General features: G+C 70.4%; 9 protein-coding genes. 5 read left to right on the top strand and 4 right to left on the bottom strand.

The window, feature by feature from the left end; translation table 11 throughout:
* Positions 1-25: 25 nt before the first annotated feature.
* The 3 genes from IEX43_RS17625 to IEX43_RS17615 form a co-directional block, all read right to left on the bottom strand.
* Positions 26-1,129: a mandelate racemase/muconate lactonizing enzyme family protein gene (locus tag IEX43_RS17625; RefSeq protein ID WP_188813130.1), complete on the bottom strand. Its 1,104-nt coding sequence runs from the start codon at positions 1,127-1,129 to the stop codon at positions 26-28.
* Complete coding sequence (locus tag IEX43_RS17620; RefSeq protein WP_188813128.1) at positions 1,126-2,046, bottom strand: LysR substrate-binding domain-containing protein; 921 nt, start codon at positions 2,044-2,046, stop codon at positions 1,126-1,128. The genes IEX43_RS17625 and IEX43_RS17620 overlap by 4 nt, the downstream gene beginning before the upstream one ends.
* Before the next feature lie 127 nt (positions 2,047-2,173).
* A complete protein-coding gene (locus IEX43_RS17615) occupies positions 2,174-3,559 on the bottom strand; it encodes an MFS transporter (RefSeq protein WP_188813126.1) in 1,386 nt (461 codons plus the stop codon).
* A gap of 224 nt (positions 3,560-3,783) precedes the next feature.
* Between IEX43_RS17615 and IEX43_RS17610 the strand changes: the two genes are divergently transcribed.
* From IEX43_RS17610 to IEX43_RS17600, 3 genes are all read left to right on the top strand, one after another.
* Positions 3,784-4,482 (top strand): maleylpyruvate isomerase family mycothiol-dependent enzyme, encoded by a 699-nt coding sequence (locus tag IEX43_RS17610; RefSeq protein WP_188813124.1) that lies wholly within the window; start codon positions 3,784-3,786, stop codon positions 4,480-4,482.
* Between the two features lie 425 nt (positions 4,483-4,907).
* Entirely contained in the window at positions 4,908-5,114 is a 207-nt protein-coding gene (locus IEX43_RS17605) for a ribbon-helix-helix protein, CopG family (RefSeq protein WP_229666518.1), read from the top strand.
* A complete protein-coding gene (locus IEX43_RS17600) occupies positions 5,111-5,479 on the top strand; it encodes a type II toxin-antitoxin system death-on-curing family toxin (RefSeq protein ID WP_188813122.1) in 369 nt (122 codons plus the stop codon). Before IEX43_RS17605 ends, IEX43_RS17600 begins: the two co-directional genes overlap by 4 nt.
* Positions 5,480-6,380: 901 nt before the next feature.
* On the opposite strand, the gene IEX43_RS17595 is transcribed toward IEX43_RS17600, so the two are convergent.
* Positions 6,381-6,830: a peptidase inhibitor family I36 protein gene (locus IEX43_RS17595; protein ID WP_188813120.1), complete on the bottom strand. Its 450-nt coding sequence runs from the start codon at positions 6,828-6,830 to the stop codon at positions 6,381-6,383.
* A gap of 683 nt (positions 6,831-7,513) precedes the next feature.
* On the opposite strand from IEX43_RS17595, the gene IEX43_RS17590 reads away from it, so the two are divergent.
* Both IEX43_RS17590 and IEX43_RS17585 read left to right on the top strand, forming a co-directional pair.
* Positions 7,514-14,233, top strand: a complete 6,720-nt coding sequence (locus tag IEX43_RS17590; protein ID WP_188813119.1) for a DUF6603 domain-containing protein — start codon at positions 7,514-7,516, stop codon at positions 14,231-14,233.
* Positions 14,233-17,883, top strand: coding sequence for a hypothetical protein (locus IEX43_RS17585; RefSeq protein WP_188813117.1), 3,651 nt, complete (start codon positions 14,233-14,235; stop codon positions 17,881-17,883). The genes IEX43_RS17590 and IEX43_RS17585 overlap by 1 nt, the downstream gene beginning before the upstream one ends.
* Positions 17,884-17,919: the final 36 nt, after the last annotated feature.

The following is a 17,919-nucleotide window of genomic DNA, read 5'->3' as shown; positions in this document are numbered from 1 at the left end:
TTTTCCTTTCGTGGAATGGGTGGCGTCAGCGGTCGCTGCGGTAGCGTTCGAGTTTTTCCTCATTCACCCCGGTGCCAACGCCGGGGCCTTCGGGGACGCGGATGCGCCCGTCAATGATCTGCAGCGGTTCGGCCAGGAGATCGTCCGTCATGTCCAGGTAGTTGGACAGTTCCGCGGCGCGCTTGGCGGTGTGGGCGAAGGCCGCACCAAACACCACGGACGCCACGGTGCCCACCTGGGTGTCGATCTGGTTGCCGATGTAGACGTCGATTCCCATGCCCTCGGCCATGCCCACGATCTTGGCGGCCTCGGTGAATCCGGAGCGGGCCGTCTTGACCGCCAGCAGGTTGGCCCCGCCGTTGAGGATTTCCTTGGCGGCCTCGCCGAGGTTGGGGGCGGATTCGTCCGCTGCGATGGGCATGGGGGCGTTGGCGACAAGCCGGCGGCGGCCCAGGACTTCGCGGGCGTCATCCGGCTCCTCGAGGAACTGCAGGCCGAGGTCCGCGGTGCGGCGGAGCACTTCGGCGGCCTCATTCGCGGACCAGCCACGGTTGGCATCCATGTAGAGTTCGGCGTCCTCGCCCAGGCCCTCGCGCAGCACGCGGGCCGCCTCGATGTCCAGGTGGAGGGGGCGGCGGCCGGTCTTCAGTTTGAATGTGTTGATGCCGTACGTTTCGCGGAACTCCAGCGCCAGGGCGAGCAGTTCCCGGGCGGGCTTGAACCCAAGCATGTGGGAGACCCGCAGCGAATCGGTGTAGCCGCCCAGCAGTTTGGTCACCGGTTGGCCGAGGGCCTTCCCGATGACGTCCCACAGCGCGATATCCACGGCACCCTTGGCGGTCTGGTTGTGGATGGTGCGGTAGAGGATCTCCTGGACCTTCTCCCTGTCAAAGATGTCGACGCCGATCAGCTGCGGCGCGAAGACGTCCTGCACCACCGCGACGATGGACTTTTGCGTCTCGCCGTAGGTGTACGGGCGCGGCGGGGTGTCCGCGAGGCCCACCACGCCGTCGTCCGTGCGGAGGCGGACCAGCACATGGTCGGCCTCGTGGACGGATCCGGAGGCGAAGTGCAGCGGGTGGCGGTAGGGGATCGAGTAGGGAATCGCCTCAATGGCTGCGATTTTCATGACGGGGAAAACCTTTCATCTTTGGGAAGCGGGTCATGGCCGGGCGCGGTGGCGGCCACGACGACGTCCAGGAAGTTGTGCAGCAGGGCGGAGCGGTGGCCGCGGAGCCAGGCGACGGCGAGCTCCACGGGAGGTGCGTTGTCGATCTCCCGGTAGGCGACGCCGTCGAGCTGGAAAGCCCGGACCCGGGACGGCATGACCGCCACCCCGCCCCCGGCGGCCACGAAGGCGAGCATCGTGGAGGTTTCGCCCACCACCTGGGTGATGCGCGGCTGGAACCCGGCCTGGCGGCACAGGTCCGAAGTGATGCGGTACAGGACGGATTCGGGCGCGTAGCTGATGAAGTCCTGGTCCTGCAGTTCGTGCATCGCCACCGGCTTGTCCTCGGCCAGGGCGCTGAAGGACGGAACCGCGAGGACGAGCGGCTCCTGGTCGACAACGCGGTAGTCGATGTCCTGGGAGGCGACGGGAGGGCGGAGGAGTGCTGCATCCAGCGTGCCGTCCCGGAGTCCGGCTTCCATGGACGGGGTAAGCATCTCGCCATGCAAAGCCAGCGACAGGCCCGGCAGCATCTGCTTGGCCAGCCTCGCGATCTGCGGCATGACGCCGTAGGTGGCCGAACCCGAGAAGCCCACCCGAAGGACGCCCGTGGCTCCCTTGCCCACCTGGTACACGTCCGCTTTCAGTGTTTCCATATCGTTGACGATCTGCCGTCCGCGGTCCAGCAGGAGTTCGCCGGCTGTGGTGAGGTCCACGCGGCGGGTGGTGCGGTTAAGCAGCCGAACCCCCAGCTGTTCCTCGAGCTGGCGGATTTGCTGGGAGAGAGGCGGCTGGGCCATGTGGAGGCGTTTCGCAGCCCTGCCGAAGTGCCGTTCTTCCGCCACCGCGATGAAGTAGTTCAGCTGCCGGATGTCCACTGTGATGCCTTCCCATTCGCCCTGCCAAGGCTCTGCCCCGGACGACTATTGATTCAAAGAATAACCCTAAAAAGACTTACTAGTGCATTCTTTCGACTCAATGACGTCCAAGGCAGACCGCTGTGCGCTACTGGGGCTGCTTTGCCGCAGCATCCGTTTCGGCGCGGTGCCCAGCGATCTTTTCGACCTGGTGCTCGGCTTGCTCCAGCTTGCGCTGGTGCGGGACCATGACGGTCACCAGGCCTCCCAGGAGCGCAACGCCGCCGTAGATGTAGAAGGCCGTGGAACCGCCGATGCCCGCGGCCGCGAGCCAGCCGCCGATGATCGGGCCGAGCACGCCGCCCAGGCGGCCCACGCTGGCGCACCACGCAACGCCGGCCGCTCGGGCGTTGGTGGTGAAGTAGTTGGACTGGAAGCCGTAGATCAGCACCTGGGTGCCAAGCGTTCCCACGCCGGCCACGGCGATGAAGGTGAAAAGCATGGGCAGCGGCAAGTTGAAAGTCATGAGGACCAGGGAGACTGTGGCCAGGCCGAAGGTAGTGGCGATTACCCTTTGCGGGCCGCTCTTGTCAGCCAGGCGGGAGGCAATCAGGCCGCCCGCCACCGCGCCGAGGTTCAGTGCCAGCGGGAAGAACAGGGAGTAGGTCCGGCCGTAGCCGTAGCCTTCCATGATCTTGGGCAGCCAGGTGTTGAGGCCGTAGGTAAGGAGCAGGCCGCAGAAGGACATGAGCCCCAGCAGGACGGAGGCCAGCGCGAACTGCCTGGAGAAGACTGCGGCGAACCCGGACTTCTGCGGCGCAGCGCCCGTCTCCAAGATGACGCGCTCTTCGAGGAGCGGCACGCCGGTGCGCTCCGCGGCGGCCAGGGCTTCCTCTTCCCGGCCGCGGGACAACAGCCAGCGGGGGGACTCGGGGAGCTTCCGCCATGCGATGGGGAGCAGGATGACCAGCGGAAGTGCGCCGATGATGAACAGTCCACGCCAGCCGAGGCTCTCATGGAACATAATGCCCATGATGGAGGCGACCACGCCGCCGGCCGGAACGCCGGAGTACACGATGGCGTTGTAGAACTGGCGGCGTCCTGCCGGAGCGAACTCGGCCATGGTGGCGCCGGCACTGGCGATGACAACGCCCAGGCCGAGGCCCGTGATGAAACGCATGGCGCCGAAGGCCGGGACTGTGGTGGTCAGTGCGGTGATGAACATGCCCACCGAGAACCAGGCGATGCCAAGGAGCATGAGGCGGCGGCGGCCGAAGAAGTCGCCGACGGCGCCACAGATCAGGGAACCGACCAGGACTCCGATGAGGGCCCAGGAGCCCAGGAGGCCGGCGGTGGCCATGTCGAATTTACCGATCTGGCCGGGGTCAGCGAGCAGGCCCGGCAGTACGGTGCCGTAGATGACCAGGTCGTAGCCGTCAAAGAGCAGGGCTGTGCAGATGACGAAGGCCACCCAGTTGGCGGTGCGGGTCTCCTTCTCTGGATTTTCAGCGATAACCGCGTGCGGTTGTGTCATGTCCGGTTCCTCTCAAAGGTGATTTGCATGCGCTGGCACGACGTTGGGCCAGCAGCCGTTTCGGGGTTCCTTTCAGCCTGACAGGTGTGTGACCCAGGACATATGAGGCAATTGCCCGGGGTTCCGCCCGGGGGTTTCTATGTACTTATTTCGAATGAATAAGCCTTTTGCATTGAAGAGTAAATATAGATGACAGCTCACCCGCCTGCCGCTAGGCTGGCGCAATGACCACTCCTGCACGCCTTCATTCCGACCTGTCCCGCCTCGGCCGGGAAACCGACATGTTCCTCGCCACCGTCGCGTCCCTGTCGGACCACGAAATGGCCGGCCCGTCACTGTGCGACGGATGGTCCAGGGCGGACGTCATTGCGCACGTCGCTGCCAATGGCCGTGCGCTGGTCCATCTCGTCGAGTGGGCCGCCACGGGTAAGGAGCGTCGGCTGTACGTCTCGCCCGAAGCCCGCGCCGAGGCCATCGCCGCCCTGGCCGCACTGCCACGGGAAGAGCTGCGTGCGGAGTTGCGGTCCTCGGCCGGGCACTTCGCCGAGCAGGCCCAGCGGCTGGCGGGCGCCCTCGCAGCCCCGGAGATCGGCTTGAACGGCAGCCCGCTGGCGGCGACGTCCATCGTGGCGCTCCGGATTTCGGAAGTCGTAGTGCACCACCACGACCTGGATACCGCCTGGACCATCGAGGAAGCTGACCCGGACTCCCTCCTTGATGCGCTCGAAGCCGCAGTGCGCTCGCTGTGTGCCAAGGACGCACCGGGGATGACCCTGGTAACCGAGGAACGCGACCAGTGGATCATCGGTGACGGCTCCCTCCGGGTGGAGTCGGACCGTGAGGGTCTGCTCCAGTGGCTGGCGCGCGGTGATGCCACGCATATCGAGGCGGAGGGTCCGGTGCCGGCACTGCCGCGCTGGTGAGTCGGCCGGCACGAAACGGCTCCAGCGGCATCCCATCGAGGGGCCTGCATAGTCCGGCGAGGTTATTTTCGTTGCTTCACCGCTTCTGCGATTCCTTCGGGCGCCCGCACCACCCGGTTGTCGCAGTCCCGGCCCGGTTACTCAACCAACTTGGCCAGGGGCATGACACAGCGTTGTCGAGCAAGGAAAAGCCCATGTGGTTGTGAAAAGCGTTCGTGTCCGCTTCCGGAAGCGTGCTCGTTGGCTCAAGGGGTTGAATCGGTGAAGTGGGCCTATTGGCAGCGTCAGCAGGGGTTCAGCAGCCTAGCGTCTTGAAAAACAACTGAGCTTTCCAAGACACCGCGGCCCTGCTCGGGTGAGCCTGATCCAATTAGCGGGGCGTGCAGTCCAATCAAGTCCGGGTACCGTTTTGGTACCATAGAGATATGGCTATGAATCTCCGTGTCCCTGAGGACCTCGATCGGCGGCTGGAGAAGTTGGCTGCCGAAGAACACACGTCCAAGTCCGCGCTTCTGTTGCAGGGCGCAGAGTTGGTTCTGCAGCGCCACGCGCGCCGGCGCGAAATCAGCCAGGGCCTTGATTTTGTTGTGAGCCATGACGCTGATCTGCTGAAGCGCCTTGAGGACGCGTGACGGCGTACCTGGACATTGAGGATGCACTTCAGGTAGTTGATCGGTACGGCATCCATTTCCGTGATGTCGGGTTGTTGGCCTCGGCATTGGCCAGGCCGGCCACGACTGTCATGGGCGCGGAAGCCTATCCGGAATTGGCGGTGAAGGCGGCGGCCTTGTTGGAGTCGGTCGCCCGGTTCCATCCACTCATTGATGGCAACAAACGGACGGCGTGGACGCTCATGGTGCTGCTGCTGTGGATCAACGGTTACCGGCATGGCTTCACCACGGATGAAGGCTTCGACCTGGTCGTCGGAGTCGCCGCGGGCACTGTCGACTTGCTGGACTCTGCCGCCGAGATTTCCAGGCATCTGGTGCCCCGGTAGTCCTCCAGCGCCCCCGAAAGGGGGGGGTGGACAATGTCCACACTTTTCGTCTCGTACTGAGCCAAACAGCCTTCGGACTGGCTAGGATTCCGCATCTTTTCGCGGGTTCCCAGTGTTTCCAAGCCCTGGAATGTAGTTTGAGTCCCACCTCGGGCACAGTATTTCCCCAGGTCAAGTGCCCGTTAGGAGATCGAGTGTGTACAAAACCGCCAAGAGTGTGCACCCGAGCGGACCGTACCTGCATATCTGGAACGTTGTTCGCCTGAGTGTTGATGCTGGTAGGGCACGCCCTGATGGTGGCCAGCTAGCAACAGGTTGGCGCCGACGAAAAGCTCGCCCGCATCGGCGTTCAAGTCGCCGGGACCATCACCTGCTTTAGTGACGCTAAGGGGGATCAAACCGGACATCGCGGTTGAGTACGTGGCGGCCGACGGCGTGAGCCGCTACGCGAACGCCCCCGTGGATCATGAGCAGCGCCCATCCGTCGGTGAGCCGGTCACCGTCGTGTACCGCGAACAAAATCCGAGCAGGCAGTCGTGCTCGGCTATGAAAGCAACAGTGAGTTCCTCGGCGGCGTCGGCCTGATCCGACGGCGGTCTTCTCAACGCTGGCCTCGTCCTCATCGTTTCCTGACTGAGGGGGAGGCGACGGGATAAAGTCCGCAGTTCGAACGTGGGCAGTGGTGCGGCAGAGTCGTGGTGGACGAACGTGGAGGTTCCAGCGCACACAGCCATCCGGGTTTGCCAGGCCCGCACCATTTGTTCCGGACGTGGCCGACACCCAGCAACGGGTGCCTGTCTTTCGCTGTCCTGCTGCTCGCTTCCTATGAAGCCCCTCCGCAGCGCCAGTGTCCCTGGCGCCGCGGAGAAGGCCCGGCGTTACAGCCTGGGCCAGTCCAAGGCTAGGCCCAGGACTGGTCCCGGTTGAGGCAGGCACCGCCGTTGTAAGCTACGTGGATTGAGCTGACTCTGTTCTTCATCGCGCCCAGGTTGAGACGTTCCCCCGGTTGGATGTACCAGGCGTAGCCTTCGCAGCCGGGGCTGTCGTAGATGGTGATGTACGCGTACGTGTTGTTGATCAGGGATGCTGCGTTGTTGTTAACCTGGACGCCCCATCCGTTCCGTCCGACGGGGCCGTCGGTGAAGAGCTCGTTGCCCATGGTGGCGTCGCTGTTGGCGTAGTCGGCGCGTGCGCCCTGGAAGTCGGAGTTGAAGTAGAAGCACACGCGGGCTGACGGGCACGCGGTTCCTGTGCCCGAAGCATTGGCAGCAGGCGCGCCCGCCAGGAATGTGCTGGCTCCGAGCGCCAGTACAGCCGCAGCAGTAGCCGCTTTATGCGTTGCAAGTTTCATGAAGTTCCCCAGTCATTTTTTGTAGGCGGACGAACCAATCGTCCGGGTCACCCAGCGGAGGCGCCGTCATCATTCTCTGGCATCGACGTCTTGCGGGCCATGGGGACACCTCCCCCCAATCCCAGGGGCCGGGCTAAGCCCTCCACCCATCGACGACACCCCACAGAATTCAGGTGTTGCACTCACCGCCTGAACTCGTCGCCAGCGGAGGGTTATGAGACAGCGAATTGGGCGGGGAGCGAGGAGCGCCACCCGCGACTGGAACCTTTAACGCAGCACGAGCTAGTACCAGTCGTGACCGGCTCCAGTCTCGGCAGCAGGTTTCGCCAGCTTGAAGCCGGCTCGAACGGCTACTGCAGCCGATGACTGCCGAGCATCTGGGTCAGGACCGTGTGAAGAGGACTGGCCTTGCTTGTTTTGTCGTCGTCGATCTATGGTCAACGACCTGGCTTTGGACGTAACGCCGCAGTAACGCTCACGCCATTAGGGTCCCACTACCTTTACGTTGCGTTCACGGTTGCCCGGGGAGCTGACATGGCCAATCTCAAACCAAAGGAACGCTGTCACCAGCCGACCACGCCAACATTCATCCAGGTTCGAACGAGCGTCCGCTTGCACACGGGCGCGCATGACGATGGGGGACTGTCGGCCGCTGATCGCCGTTCACTCCGTACGGCGCTGTCATGAGCCTCTGGGACGATCTCCCGTCCGACGTCCGCAACACTGGAGCGCTGGATCCGCTGGAGAATGCCCTCAGGGCGATTGACACCGCCGGGCTGATGCCGCGCGAGGTCACCGACGTGGATGGCACCTGGAGCGTCCGATCCGTCGCGGCGGACGTGCCGCAGCTCGCCGGGGTCAGCGTTGACCCCGCGACCGGGCGCTGGGGCGGGGCCGGGTCATCCACACCCATCGAGCTCACCGGCACCCAGGTCACCATCGCGTACGGCCGCCACCTGACCGGCCCGGGCGGCACGGAGGACGGCGGTTGGCACCTGGACCTGGACGTGCCCGGGATCCGGCTGCTCGTGCCCTACCTGCGGGGCGCGATGCTGGACACCCGCGGCCAACTGGTCTTCGACCCCGCCAACCCGCAGGTCCGGTTCATCCTGCCGCGCATCGTCATCCGGACCATGCAGCTGGCGGGGGCCACGGTCGGCACCCGGCTGCGCTCGGCGTCGACCTCGGGCAACCCTGTTGACGACATCTACTCCTTCATCCGCATGGCCCCGGGCCACGCGCTCATCGGCCCGGGGAACACGGTCGGCTTCGCGTTCCGCACCGCCGAGCTCGACCTGTCCTCACTCGCCGACCCGCCCGGGCTGCCGCCCGGGGCGCGAGCCGTCCCCGGCGAGTGGCAGGGACTGCACCTGCCGGAGGTCCGGCTGTTCGTGGCCCCGGACGGGCTCGAGGGCCTGGCCGTCGCGGCCGGTGTCCGGGACCTGTGGATCGGGATTGGGGTGCACGACGGCGTGACGGGCGCCTTCAGTGCCGAGGTTGTCAACCGCGGCGGCTCCCCGGCGGTGCTGGCCCGGTTCATCAGCCCGGCCGGGCGGCACATCGCGGCGGTCGCCGGCGCGGCGGTCGAGGCACCGGACCAGAGCGTGTTTCTCGTCGACGCCTCGGGCGGGCTGGCCCCGCACACCATCAGGATCGAGGTCGTCGGCGGGCCGACGGTCGCGGGGGACCGACTGCCCGTGACGGTGCCCGCGGCTGGCACTGTCGAGCTGCGGGTCACGGTCACCGACGCCGGCGGGCACTCCCACGGCCCGGTCTCCTTCCGTGCGCTGCGGCCTGCCTCCGGTGAGGGGGCCGCTCCGGCGCTGGCGAACCCGGCCGCCCTGCGGCTGCTGACGCCCGAGCGCGGGCGGATGGTCGTCGTCTCCCAGACCGCCATCGACGTGACCGTGCGGCTCGACCCCGAGGTTGCTGCCGACTGGGTGAGGCCCGGCGGCGCCTCGACCGGGACAAGGGCCACGGTGACCGTGGCGGCCGGCAGCACCGCGGCGGTCGCCGGCACTCCCACCCAGCCCGCGGACGCCCGCCCGACCACGCTGGACTGCTACTTCCGGTTCAACCACCCCTTCCCGAGCGAGACCACCGACGCCTGGTGGCGCAACCCGGCCAACACCGGCTCGGCACCCGCGTCCGGGCGGACCGCTGCCCCCGCCGGGGACGCCTTCACCGACCTGGCGCGGTCACGGCAGGCAGACATCGGCGCCACCCCGCTCGTCGTGGAGGGCTACGCCTCCTACGAGGGCAACGACACCCCCACGAAGCGGACCAACAACCTGGACCTCAGCCGGCGCCGCCTCGACGCGGCGGTCGACATCCTGCGCGATCTGGGCTACGCCGCAACCGCCGGCACCCCGCACGGCCACGCCGACGCCCGCGACCACACCCCACTTGACCCGCCCACGCCGGCGCCGGCCGAGACGTCGGGGGAGTGGTGGCTCGCCCGGGCCCGGGCCGCCGCGGCCCCCGCTCCGGAGGCCGTCCGCGCCGAGCTGTCCCGCCCCCCGGCCAGCCAACCGCCCGGGCAGCGTGACCCCCAGCCCCCGGCGTCCGGCCGGCCGGACTGCTTCCGCCGCCTCGGCGTGGAGGTCGAGCTGATCCGGACGACGTTCGTCCGGCTCGAGGTCTGGGGCGAGTTCGACGTCCAGACGGCCATCGAGGCCTCGCTCGACGAGGGCGGCCAGCCGCCGCTGGGCGGGCGCGGTCCCAACCCGGGCGACGGCCTGTGCGCGTTCCGGGTCCGGCTCCGGCTGGCCACCGACCGGGAATCCTGGCAGGTGTTCGGGGAGTTCCGCGCCCTCGAGGCGGACCTCGACGGGCTCTGGGAGGGCCGCCACACGGACGCCGGCATCGACGCCGGCAGCCTCAACGTGCTTGGAGCGCTCACCGTGATGGGCCCCCTCGCCGCCGGCGCCGCCGACCTCTCCCCGGCGGCCGGGACCCTCGTCCAGCTCGGCTCGGTCGCCCTCGGCGCCAGCAGCCTCGTGCGGACCCGCATCCTGACACTGCGCGGCGCCGAGGTCATGGTGAGCGACGGCATCATCGCGCCGGACGGCTCGACCGCCACCGACCGCGGCACGCAGGTCAGCGTCCTGCTGGACGTGGAGGTGCAGTTCTGGTTCGACCTGGCCGTGATCCGAGTGCCGGAGGACCGGCCGATCCGGACCCGCTACAAGGCGGTCGGCGTCCGGTCGGAGTGGGGCACCGGCGCCGAGGTCGAATACGTGCCGATCCCGGTGTTCGACCCCTCCCGGGGCTACGAGCTCGATATCCAGCCCGGCTCCCTGGTCGCCACGCCGCCGCTGGACGAGATCCTGCGCGTGTTCGGCGTCCGCGTCAGCCGCGACAACCCGACCTACCTCGAGGTCGAGGCAGGCATCGACGTGCCGCTGGGCCCCGTGACCGTCGACACGGTCCGCGTCCGGGCGAGGCTCGACGCCGTCGAGCTCCCGCAGCTGACCAAGCTCGGCGCTACGCTCGACATCCCCGGCACAGTCCACGGCGCGGGCTCGATCGAACTCACCGGCGCCGGGTTCAAGGCGGCGTTCGACCTGACCATCGTGCCCCTGAGCATCCGCGCCGCCGCGACCCTCGCGATCGAGACCAAGGCCGGCGTCACCGGCCTTTTGATCGGCGTAGAGGTCGAGTTCCCCGCGCCCCTGCCTCTGGGCAACTCCGGCCTGGCCCTGTACGGGCTGCTCGGCGGGGTCGGCGTCAACTACGCCCGGCTCGAGAACCCGGCGGCGCGGGTCCCGGCGCTGGACTGGCTCATGGCGCAGCTCGCCCCGCCCCGGAAGAGCGTGATGCACCCGGACGGCTGGACACACACGGCCGGCTCCTTCGCCGTCGCGGCCGGGCTGCTGCTCGGGACCACCGAGGGCGGGTTCATCCTGCACCTCAAGGGCATCATCCTCATCGAAATGCCCGGGCCCCGGCTGCTGCTTGTGATGAAGGCGGACGTCCTGAGCCTCCCGCCCGCCCTGGGCTCCACCCAGGAGGCCACCTTCCTCGCGGTGCTGGACATCGACTTCGGCGCCGGCACGATCACCGTCGGCGTCGTCGCGGACTACGCGATCGAGCGGATCCTGCGCATCCACGTCCCGGTCACCGCGTTCTTCGACGCACGGAACCCGGAGAAGTGGCTCGTCGACCTCGGCTCCTACGACGACCGGGTGACCGTGAAGGTGCTCGACGTGTTCACCGGCACCGGCTACCTCATGGTGCACGGCGACGGCATCGCCATTCCGCCCCTGCCGGCCACGACCGGCCTGTCCGTGGCCACCGGCTTCCACATCCAGGCCGTGCTGATGGGGTCCAAGGCCGCCCGGCTGTACGTTGAAGCGGCGGCGGGGTTCGACGCCGTGCTCGGCTTCGACCCGTTCTTCCTGGCCGGCAAGGTCTATGTCCGGGGCGAGCTGCGGCTGTTCATCGTCTCGATCGGCGTGAGCGCCGAGCTGACACTCATGGTCGGCACCAGGATCCAGGACGGCGTTCCCCGTGACGACCCGTACGTGCACGGCGAGGTCTGCGGCCGGGTCGACTTCTTCTTCTTCAGCGTCAAGGGCTGCGTCGAGCTCACCATCGGCCACGAGCCGGACCCTGACCCGCCGGTGCGCGACCTGGTCGCCGGCCTGTCCCTCGCCGGACGGACGCCGGCGCTGCTCGAGGGCACCGCCGGCCGGCCCGCCGACTCGACCGTCGGCCACGCTGCGGAGGTGGAAAAGCACGAGGGGGAGGCCCCAGTCGTCCACGGCGAGGTGCCGACCGTGCCGCTCGACGCCGTCCCCGTGCTCCGCTTCCAGGTCGCGCCCGACGCCGAGGGGCTGAGCGTGCTGGGCCAGGCACCGCTCGGCTCGACCGGCGCGGCGGGCGCCGGCGCCTGGCGCCGGATCGGGGAACGCTGGTGGGCCTACAAGGTTACGGGCGTCACCCTCAGCGGCACCCTCACCGCGGGCACGACGCCGTCGGTATGGTGGAGCGCGTCGGCGCCCGGTTCGTCAACCGCCGAGCCGCCGGCGCTGGCATTGCTGCACTGGCTGCCGACGCCGTTCACGAGCACCGTCACGTACGGCGAGGTGCTGCGGGAGCAGGTCGAGCACCGCTGGGGGACCGTCTGCCGCCCGGCCGCGCCGCCGCAGCCGCAGCTGTGGACCTTCCTGGGCGAACCGCTCGGGCCAAGCGCCACCGGCTGGCGGCTCGACCCGGTGCTCTGGCCGGATCCCGACGGGCTCCTGCGGACCTCCCCGGCGGGGCGCCAGCTGCGGGTCACCGAACCGTGGCGCACGGGCGACGTAGCGGCCGACCTGCTGGCCGGCGGAACACCTGCCGAGGTGGCCGGCGATGCCGTCGCCTGCCCCACCGACCGCACCCCGCCCGAGGATCCGTTCGCCCGCTGGGCCGAGGAGAACGGCCCCCTTGACCCGACCACCTGGGCTGGGGCGGGGGCCGCCACCTACGCCGAGCTGGCCGAGTTGCTGGCCGCCGGTACCACCGTCAATGACGTCACTGGGCACTGGCTCGAGCGCAGCCCCGACCCCGAGGCCGGCCGGCTCAAGGGCTGCGAGGGACACATCCTCGCCTCGCCCTTGCGCACCGACGGCGAGGCGACTTTCGGCAGCAGGGCCGACCGGGAGCTGGTCGAACGGGCACGGCAGGAGGCCGGGTGGAAACCCGACCCGCTCGCCGATGCGGTCGCGCTCTCCCTCGGAGAGGACCTCGCGGCGTTCGACCTGCTGCTGCTCGTGCCGCGCGAAAAGCACCGGACCCTGCTCATCGAGGTCCGATCGGGGACGGGGGAGACCCTCGACCGCCGCGAGGTGGACTGGCCGGCGATGGTTGGCCCCGCCAACCCCCTGCCGGACCGCTGGCTCGCCCCCGACGGGCCCTGGGCCGAACCGGTCGAGCTGGCCGGGCGGATGGCGGCGAAGGCTTCGGCGGCCGACCGCGACCGGCCGATGCCCGCCCTGATCCGCTGGGAGGAACTGCCGAAGGGTGCGGCCGCCGTCGTCGTCGGCTGGGGCGGGGAACTCGGCCAGCTGATCCGCGCCCAGCGCTACTGGGTGGTCGCCGCCGCCGGCCTCACCCGGGCCGAGGTGCGCCGGCACGAGTACGACGAGACGATCGTCTCCCGCGACCGGGAGGCGCTCGAGACCGGCCTGGCCCAGGACCCCTCCGACCACGCCCTGCTCGAACCGGGGCAGACCTACGACGTCACCGTGAGCTGGACATACGACGTCGAGACCGGGGACTCAGTGCCGACGCGGACGCCGTCCTTCGCCGACGAGCACACGCAGACCTTCCGGTTCGCGACCGCCCCGGCGTCCGAGGTCCCCATCGACCTGGGGCCGTGGCTGCTCGACACCAACCCGGGCATGGGCGATGCCGGCGTGTTCTGCCGGGAGCCGCTGCGGGTCACTCTCGCCACCCAGAACGTGCTCCGGCTGTTCGATGCCTACGACCACCGGCTCGAGGTGACCGTGCTCGCCGCCTCCGGCCACCACCCCGCCCCGCCCGGCGGGGGAGCCCCCGGTCAGCCGCTCGTGCTGCCGGTCGAAGCGGTGCTCGCTGCCGGGTCGGTGCTGCAGCCCAAGGCCAACGCCGTCGTGCTCACGCCGTGGGACCGCGCCGTCGGCGAGCTCGTGGACGCCCTCGAGTGCATCGGGGCCGAGCACGTCACCCGGGAGGTGGAGGAGATCGTCCTGGCATACGAGCTCGAGCCGCTGACCGACTACCTCCTCGACATCCACGCGGTGCCGACCGGCGGCGCCGGGCCGCGGAAGCGGGTGCACCGGGCGAACTTCACGACCTCCCGCTTCGACGACCCCGACCATCTGGCCTCGTGGATCGCGCCGGCGCCGATCGATCACCGCGTGGTCCGCGACGCCGCCCCCCTGGCCGGCCTGCCGGACAGGCCGACCGGGCGGGAGTGGGACGACGCCGTGCAGCTGGCCGGGCTGCCCGTCCCGCAGACGCCGTCCGCGCCGGCGGTGCAGGTCTGGTGGTCGGCCGATGCCGTGCCGCAGCCGCTCGCCGTCGTCGTCGGGTGCTCCGAGCAGCTCGTGCGGGAGCGCGTCATGCCGGTCCAGCTGAGCTCGCCGCCCGACGCCGTCGACCCCTCGCATGCGTGGTGGGCCGCCCGCCCGGCGACCTGGCTGGACGTGCGGCCCGCAGCGGCGCCCCCGGACCCGGCGGCCGCCGCAAGCGTCGGGCGGGTGGTCCGCGGGCCGGGCGGCACCCGGGCGATGGTGCTGCTGGCCGCGGGGCAGCGCGGCCGGCGCCTGACCCTCGAACTGGTGCAGGCCCCCGACCTGCTCGCGGCCGACCCGGGCCGGGCCGTCACGATCGTCGACGTGACCCTGACAGGGGCACCGTGGGAAGTGGAGTTCTGATGCGCACGCACGACGTGAGGAAGTTCCGGGCCGTGGGCGCACGGCTCGACTGGCTGGACATCGCCCGCCGCATGCTGCGGGCCGGGCACGGTGAGGGGATCGACGACGCGCTGCTCGAACGGCTCAAGGAGCGCGGCCCGGACACCCGGCTGGCCTGGGGTTGCTCCGCAGACCTGGGCGTGCCGCGCGATGCGTTCATGGTGTGGGGCCGGCCGGTGCGGGACCGCCGGCTGCGGAACGCCGGGCTAATCGGCGTCCCCGTCGACGAGGGGGAGCTGGTCTGGTGGGGCGGTGAGGAGGCCGCGCACGTGCAGGTCCGGTGCCAGGTGCAGGACCCGGCCCGGCCGGTCGCGTTGTTCCTGCTGCGGACCGGGCTGGACCCCGCCGGCGCCGTCGGCACCGCCGCCGTGGCACCTGCCGGCAGCCCCACCGTGACGCTTACGGCCAGCGCGGGTGCGGCCACCCACGCCGTCCTGGTCAATGCGCACGCGCTCGCGGTGCTGATCCAGACCGTGCAGGAGGTGGTCGACGCCGACGACTGGCAGCCGCTCGAGCGCGTCGGCCTGCCGGTCGACGGCCACGAGCTCGGCGAGTACGTTCCCGACGAGCAGGGCCTCGTCGTCGCGCCGGCCGCCCCGCCGAAGGCCGCCGCCCAGCGCATCGACCGGGCCGGGGTGCCGCTCGGCTGGTACCCCGTGACTGAGACCGGCAGGGCCGCCCCGCCGTGGATGTCCGCGGACCCCGACGGGCTGGTGGAGGAGACCCGCACGTTCCTCCTGCCCGAGCTGCGCCCGCTCTACGCGTCCGGGACCGCCGAGACGGACCAGCACGCGCTCGAGGACCGGCGCGCTGTCGACCCTCCCTCCCGCGCTGACGGCACCGCCGCCGACCAGCCCGCGACCGCCCGGCTCAAGCCGCTAGCCCTCCTGCTGCTGGCCGCGGGCACCGACCCGGCGGCGAACCTCGCGACGGGCTTCGGCACCGCCTACCGGGCCGCCGACCTGGCCCAGCTTATGCCCGACCGGCAGGGCGAGCTCGAGTACCTCGTCACCGGGCACTACCGGCGCTCGGTCCTCGGCGACGGCGTCGAGGCGGCCGCGTACATCCCGCCGGTGCGGCGGCACGCGGTGGTGCCGCCGGTCGTGGACCTGCGGGCCGCCCGGGCGGCGTTGCTGCCGCCCGCGCTCCCCGACGGGCCGTTCCGCGAGGCGATCGAGGTCAGCTGGCGGCCGGGCCCGCGCCTGGCGACGATGTCCGGGCCGGTCGCGCACGCCTTCGCCGGCTGGCGCCACGGCGGGGGATCTGCCGAGGACCTGATGCCGGGGCGGCTGCTCGGCGGGTCGCAGCCGCGGGCCATCCCCCGCCCCGACGCCGACGACACCACCCTGGCCGGCGCGGACAGGCCAAAGGTCGTTCAGGGCGACCAGGAGCTGCCCGTCGACGGGTCGGTCGACCGGGGGTACGCGGTGGCGCAGTGCGACATCTTCGGCGTCTGGTCGCGCTGGGAGGACGTGGAGCTGACCACCTCCTCGCCGGGTGTGGCGCCGCCGCGGCTCACGCATCTCACGCTCCTGGCCACGTATGCGGGCTCCCCGGTTTGTCCGTCGCTGCTGACTGTGGACCTGGCCACAGAGTGGACGCAGCGCACACCCGCGGCGATCGACCTGCGCGCGGTGTTCTACCCGATGCCCACCGGCTCGACGCCGCCGCCGTTCGGGGCGCCGCCGACGCTGCCCCCGCCGGCGCCGAACCTCGGGCTGGCCAGCACCCTCACGTTCACCGGCGACGCGGCCACGGCGTCTGCGGGGAGCGTGGTGCCGCTGCGCGAGGACGGCTCGGTCGCGCCGAGCTGGGGCGCTCCGGAGCAGGGCGGCGAGGCGCGCTCCTACCGGCTCACGGTGCCCGGGCCCGGCCTGGACTTCGGGGCGGTCTCGCGCTGGGGAGTCCAGGTCTGGGCCCGGCAGACCGCACCCGGCATCGCCGCCCCCAGCATCTGGGTGCCCGTGCCCGCACAACCTGCCATGGCGGTCGCGGGCAGCCCGGTCCCCGCCGTGCCGACGCCGCCGCCGCTGCCCCCGGGGGTGCCGCTGGGCAGCACCCCTGACGCGCAGGGCGTGTCCCACGTGAAGGTGGGCTGGTCGGGCCTGGCCGGCCCGCACGTGGACCGGGTCGTCGTCTGGGAGGCCGCAGAGACCACTCTGCGCCAGCGGCTCGCGCCCGGCAACCCGCCGGACCGGACACTCCCGCTCGGCGTCCGGCTCCAGCAGCTGTGGAACCTGTACGACGCCGCGCCCGCCGCCCAGCGCCCCCTCGGCTTCCGCCGGGCCGCTGAGGTGCCGGCGGTCCCGGCCGCCGCCGATCTGACCCTCGCCCGGGGGAGTGAGGACATCCACCTTTTTCTCGTCACTGCCGTCACGACCACAGGGGTCGAGTCGCCCTGGCCGGCCGGGGGCGGCGGCCTGCCCGCGCACGCCCATCTGCAGGCGGTGGCAGCGCCGCGGCTGCGGCGGCCCGCCACGCCGCTCGTCCGGCCCGCCGTCCAGACCGACGGCAGCCTCACTGTGGCCATCGAGGCAGCCTCGCCGATCCCCGTCACCGCCTTCGAGGTGTTCGCGACGCGGTCCGAGCTCGCGGCCCGCGACCACCTGACGATGGGACCGCCCCTGGCCCAGGTTCCGGCGGGCGCCGCGTTCGATCCGGTGACGGCGGATCCGCGGCTGGACCCGATCACCCGCCAGCGGGTCTGGACCGCGGACTGGTCGGGTGCCCTGCCGCCCTCGTGGGAGCCGTGGCACCTGCGGGCCGTCGCCGTGCCGGAGCGCACGGTTCCCGTCTCCGCCGAGCGCGGCGTGGTCTCGCCGGCGTCGGACGTGGTCACCGCCGTCGTCCTGCCGCCGGCGGCGCCGCAGCTCGACGAACTCGTCGCGGAGGTGGTCGGGGCAGACAACAAGGGGCTTCTGGTCCGGACGGCGACCACCGCCGCGGACCGGGTAGTGCCCGCGGGGTCGCATACGGTCCAGGTGACGCTGGGCACGGTCACCGGTCCTGTACAGCCGCTCGAGGCGACCGCACGGGTGGCGGACGAGTCCACCCCGGCGGACGCCACCGCCGGCCCCGTCGTGCAGCGGCTGCCGCGCGCGGCCGGGCGCACGACGCTGCTGGTCTGGGGACGCCGCGACGACCCGTCCGTGCCGGTTCAGGCGACCGTGCGCGTGGCAGACCCGCTCGGCCGGGTCGCGGAGCAGACCCTGCTCGTGCCCGGCTGGGTCGAGCCGCGGCCCGAGCTGACCCTGAAGATCATCGACGTGCTCCGGATCGCCGGGCGCGGCTACGTGGCGAGCCTGCTGACCAGCGCCGATCCAGAGACCGAACCGCCCCATGTCCTCACGGTCGTCGCAAGACTGCCCGGCACCATCCCGCCGGGCCCCTTCAGGCGCCGTTCCTTGCGCGCCTCTTGGCAACTCCCGGACATCCCGACACGGCGGTCCCCGGTGCCGCCACGGGGCGCAGAGATCATGGCCGTGCGGTCGAGGGGCCCTCAGGGAACAGAGATCGGCCTGTGGATACCCGCCGAGCGGATCGTCGGCCTGACCGCGGCCATCACCCACCCCATCGAAGGAGAGGTGAACGACGGCTGGCACCCGGCCTGAGCTGACTTCGATCGCGGCATCGGCTCGGTCCTCATG

The organism is Pseudarthrobacter polychromogenes (assembly GCF_014644495.1).
GTDB classification, from domain to species: domain Bacteria; phylum Actinomycetota; class Actinomycetes; order Actinomycetales; family Micrococcaceae; genus Arthrobacter; species Arthrobacter polychromogenes.
The sequence above is the reverse complement of the archived record's forward strand: the minus strand, read 5'-3'. Positions and strand labels throughout refer to the sequence as shown.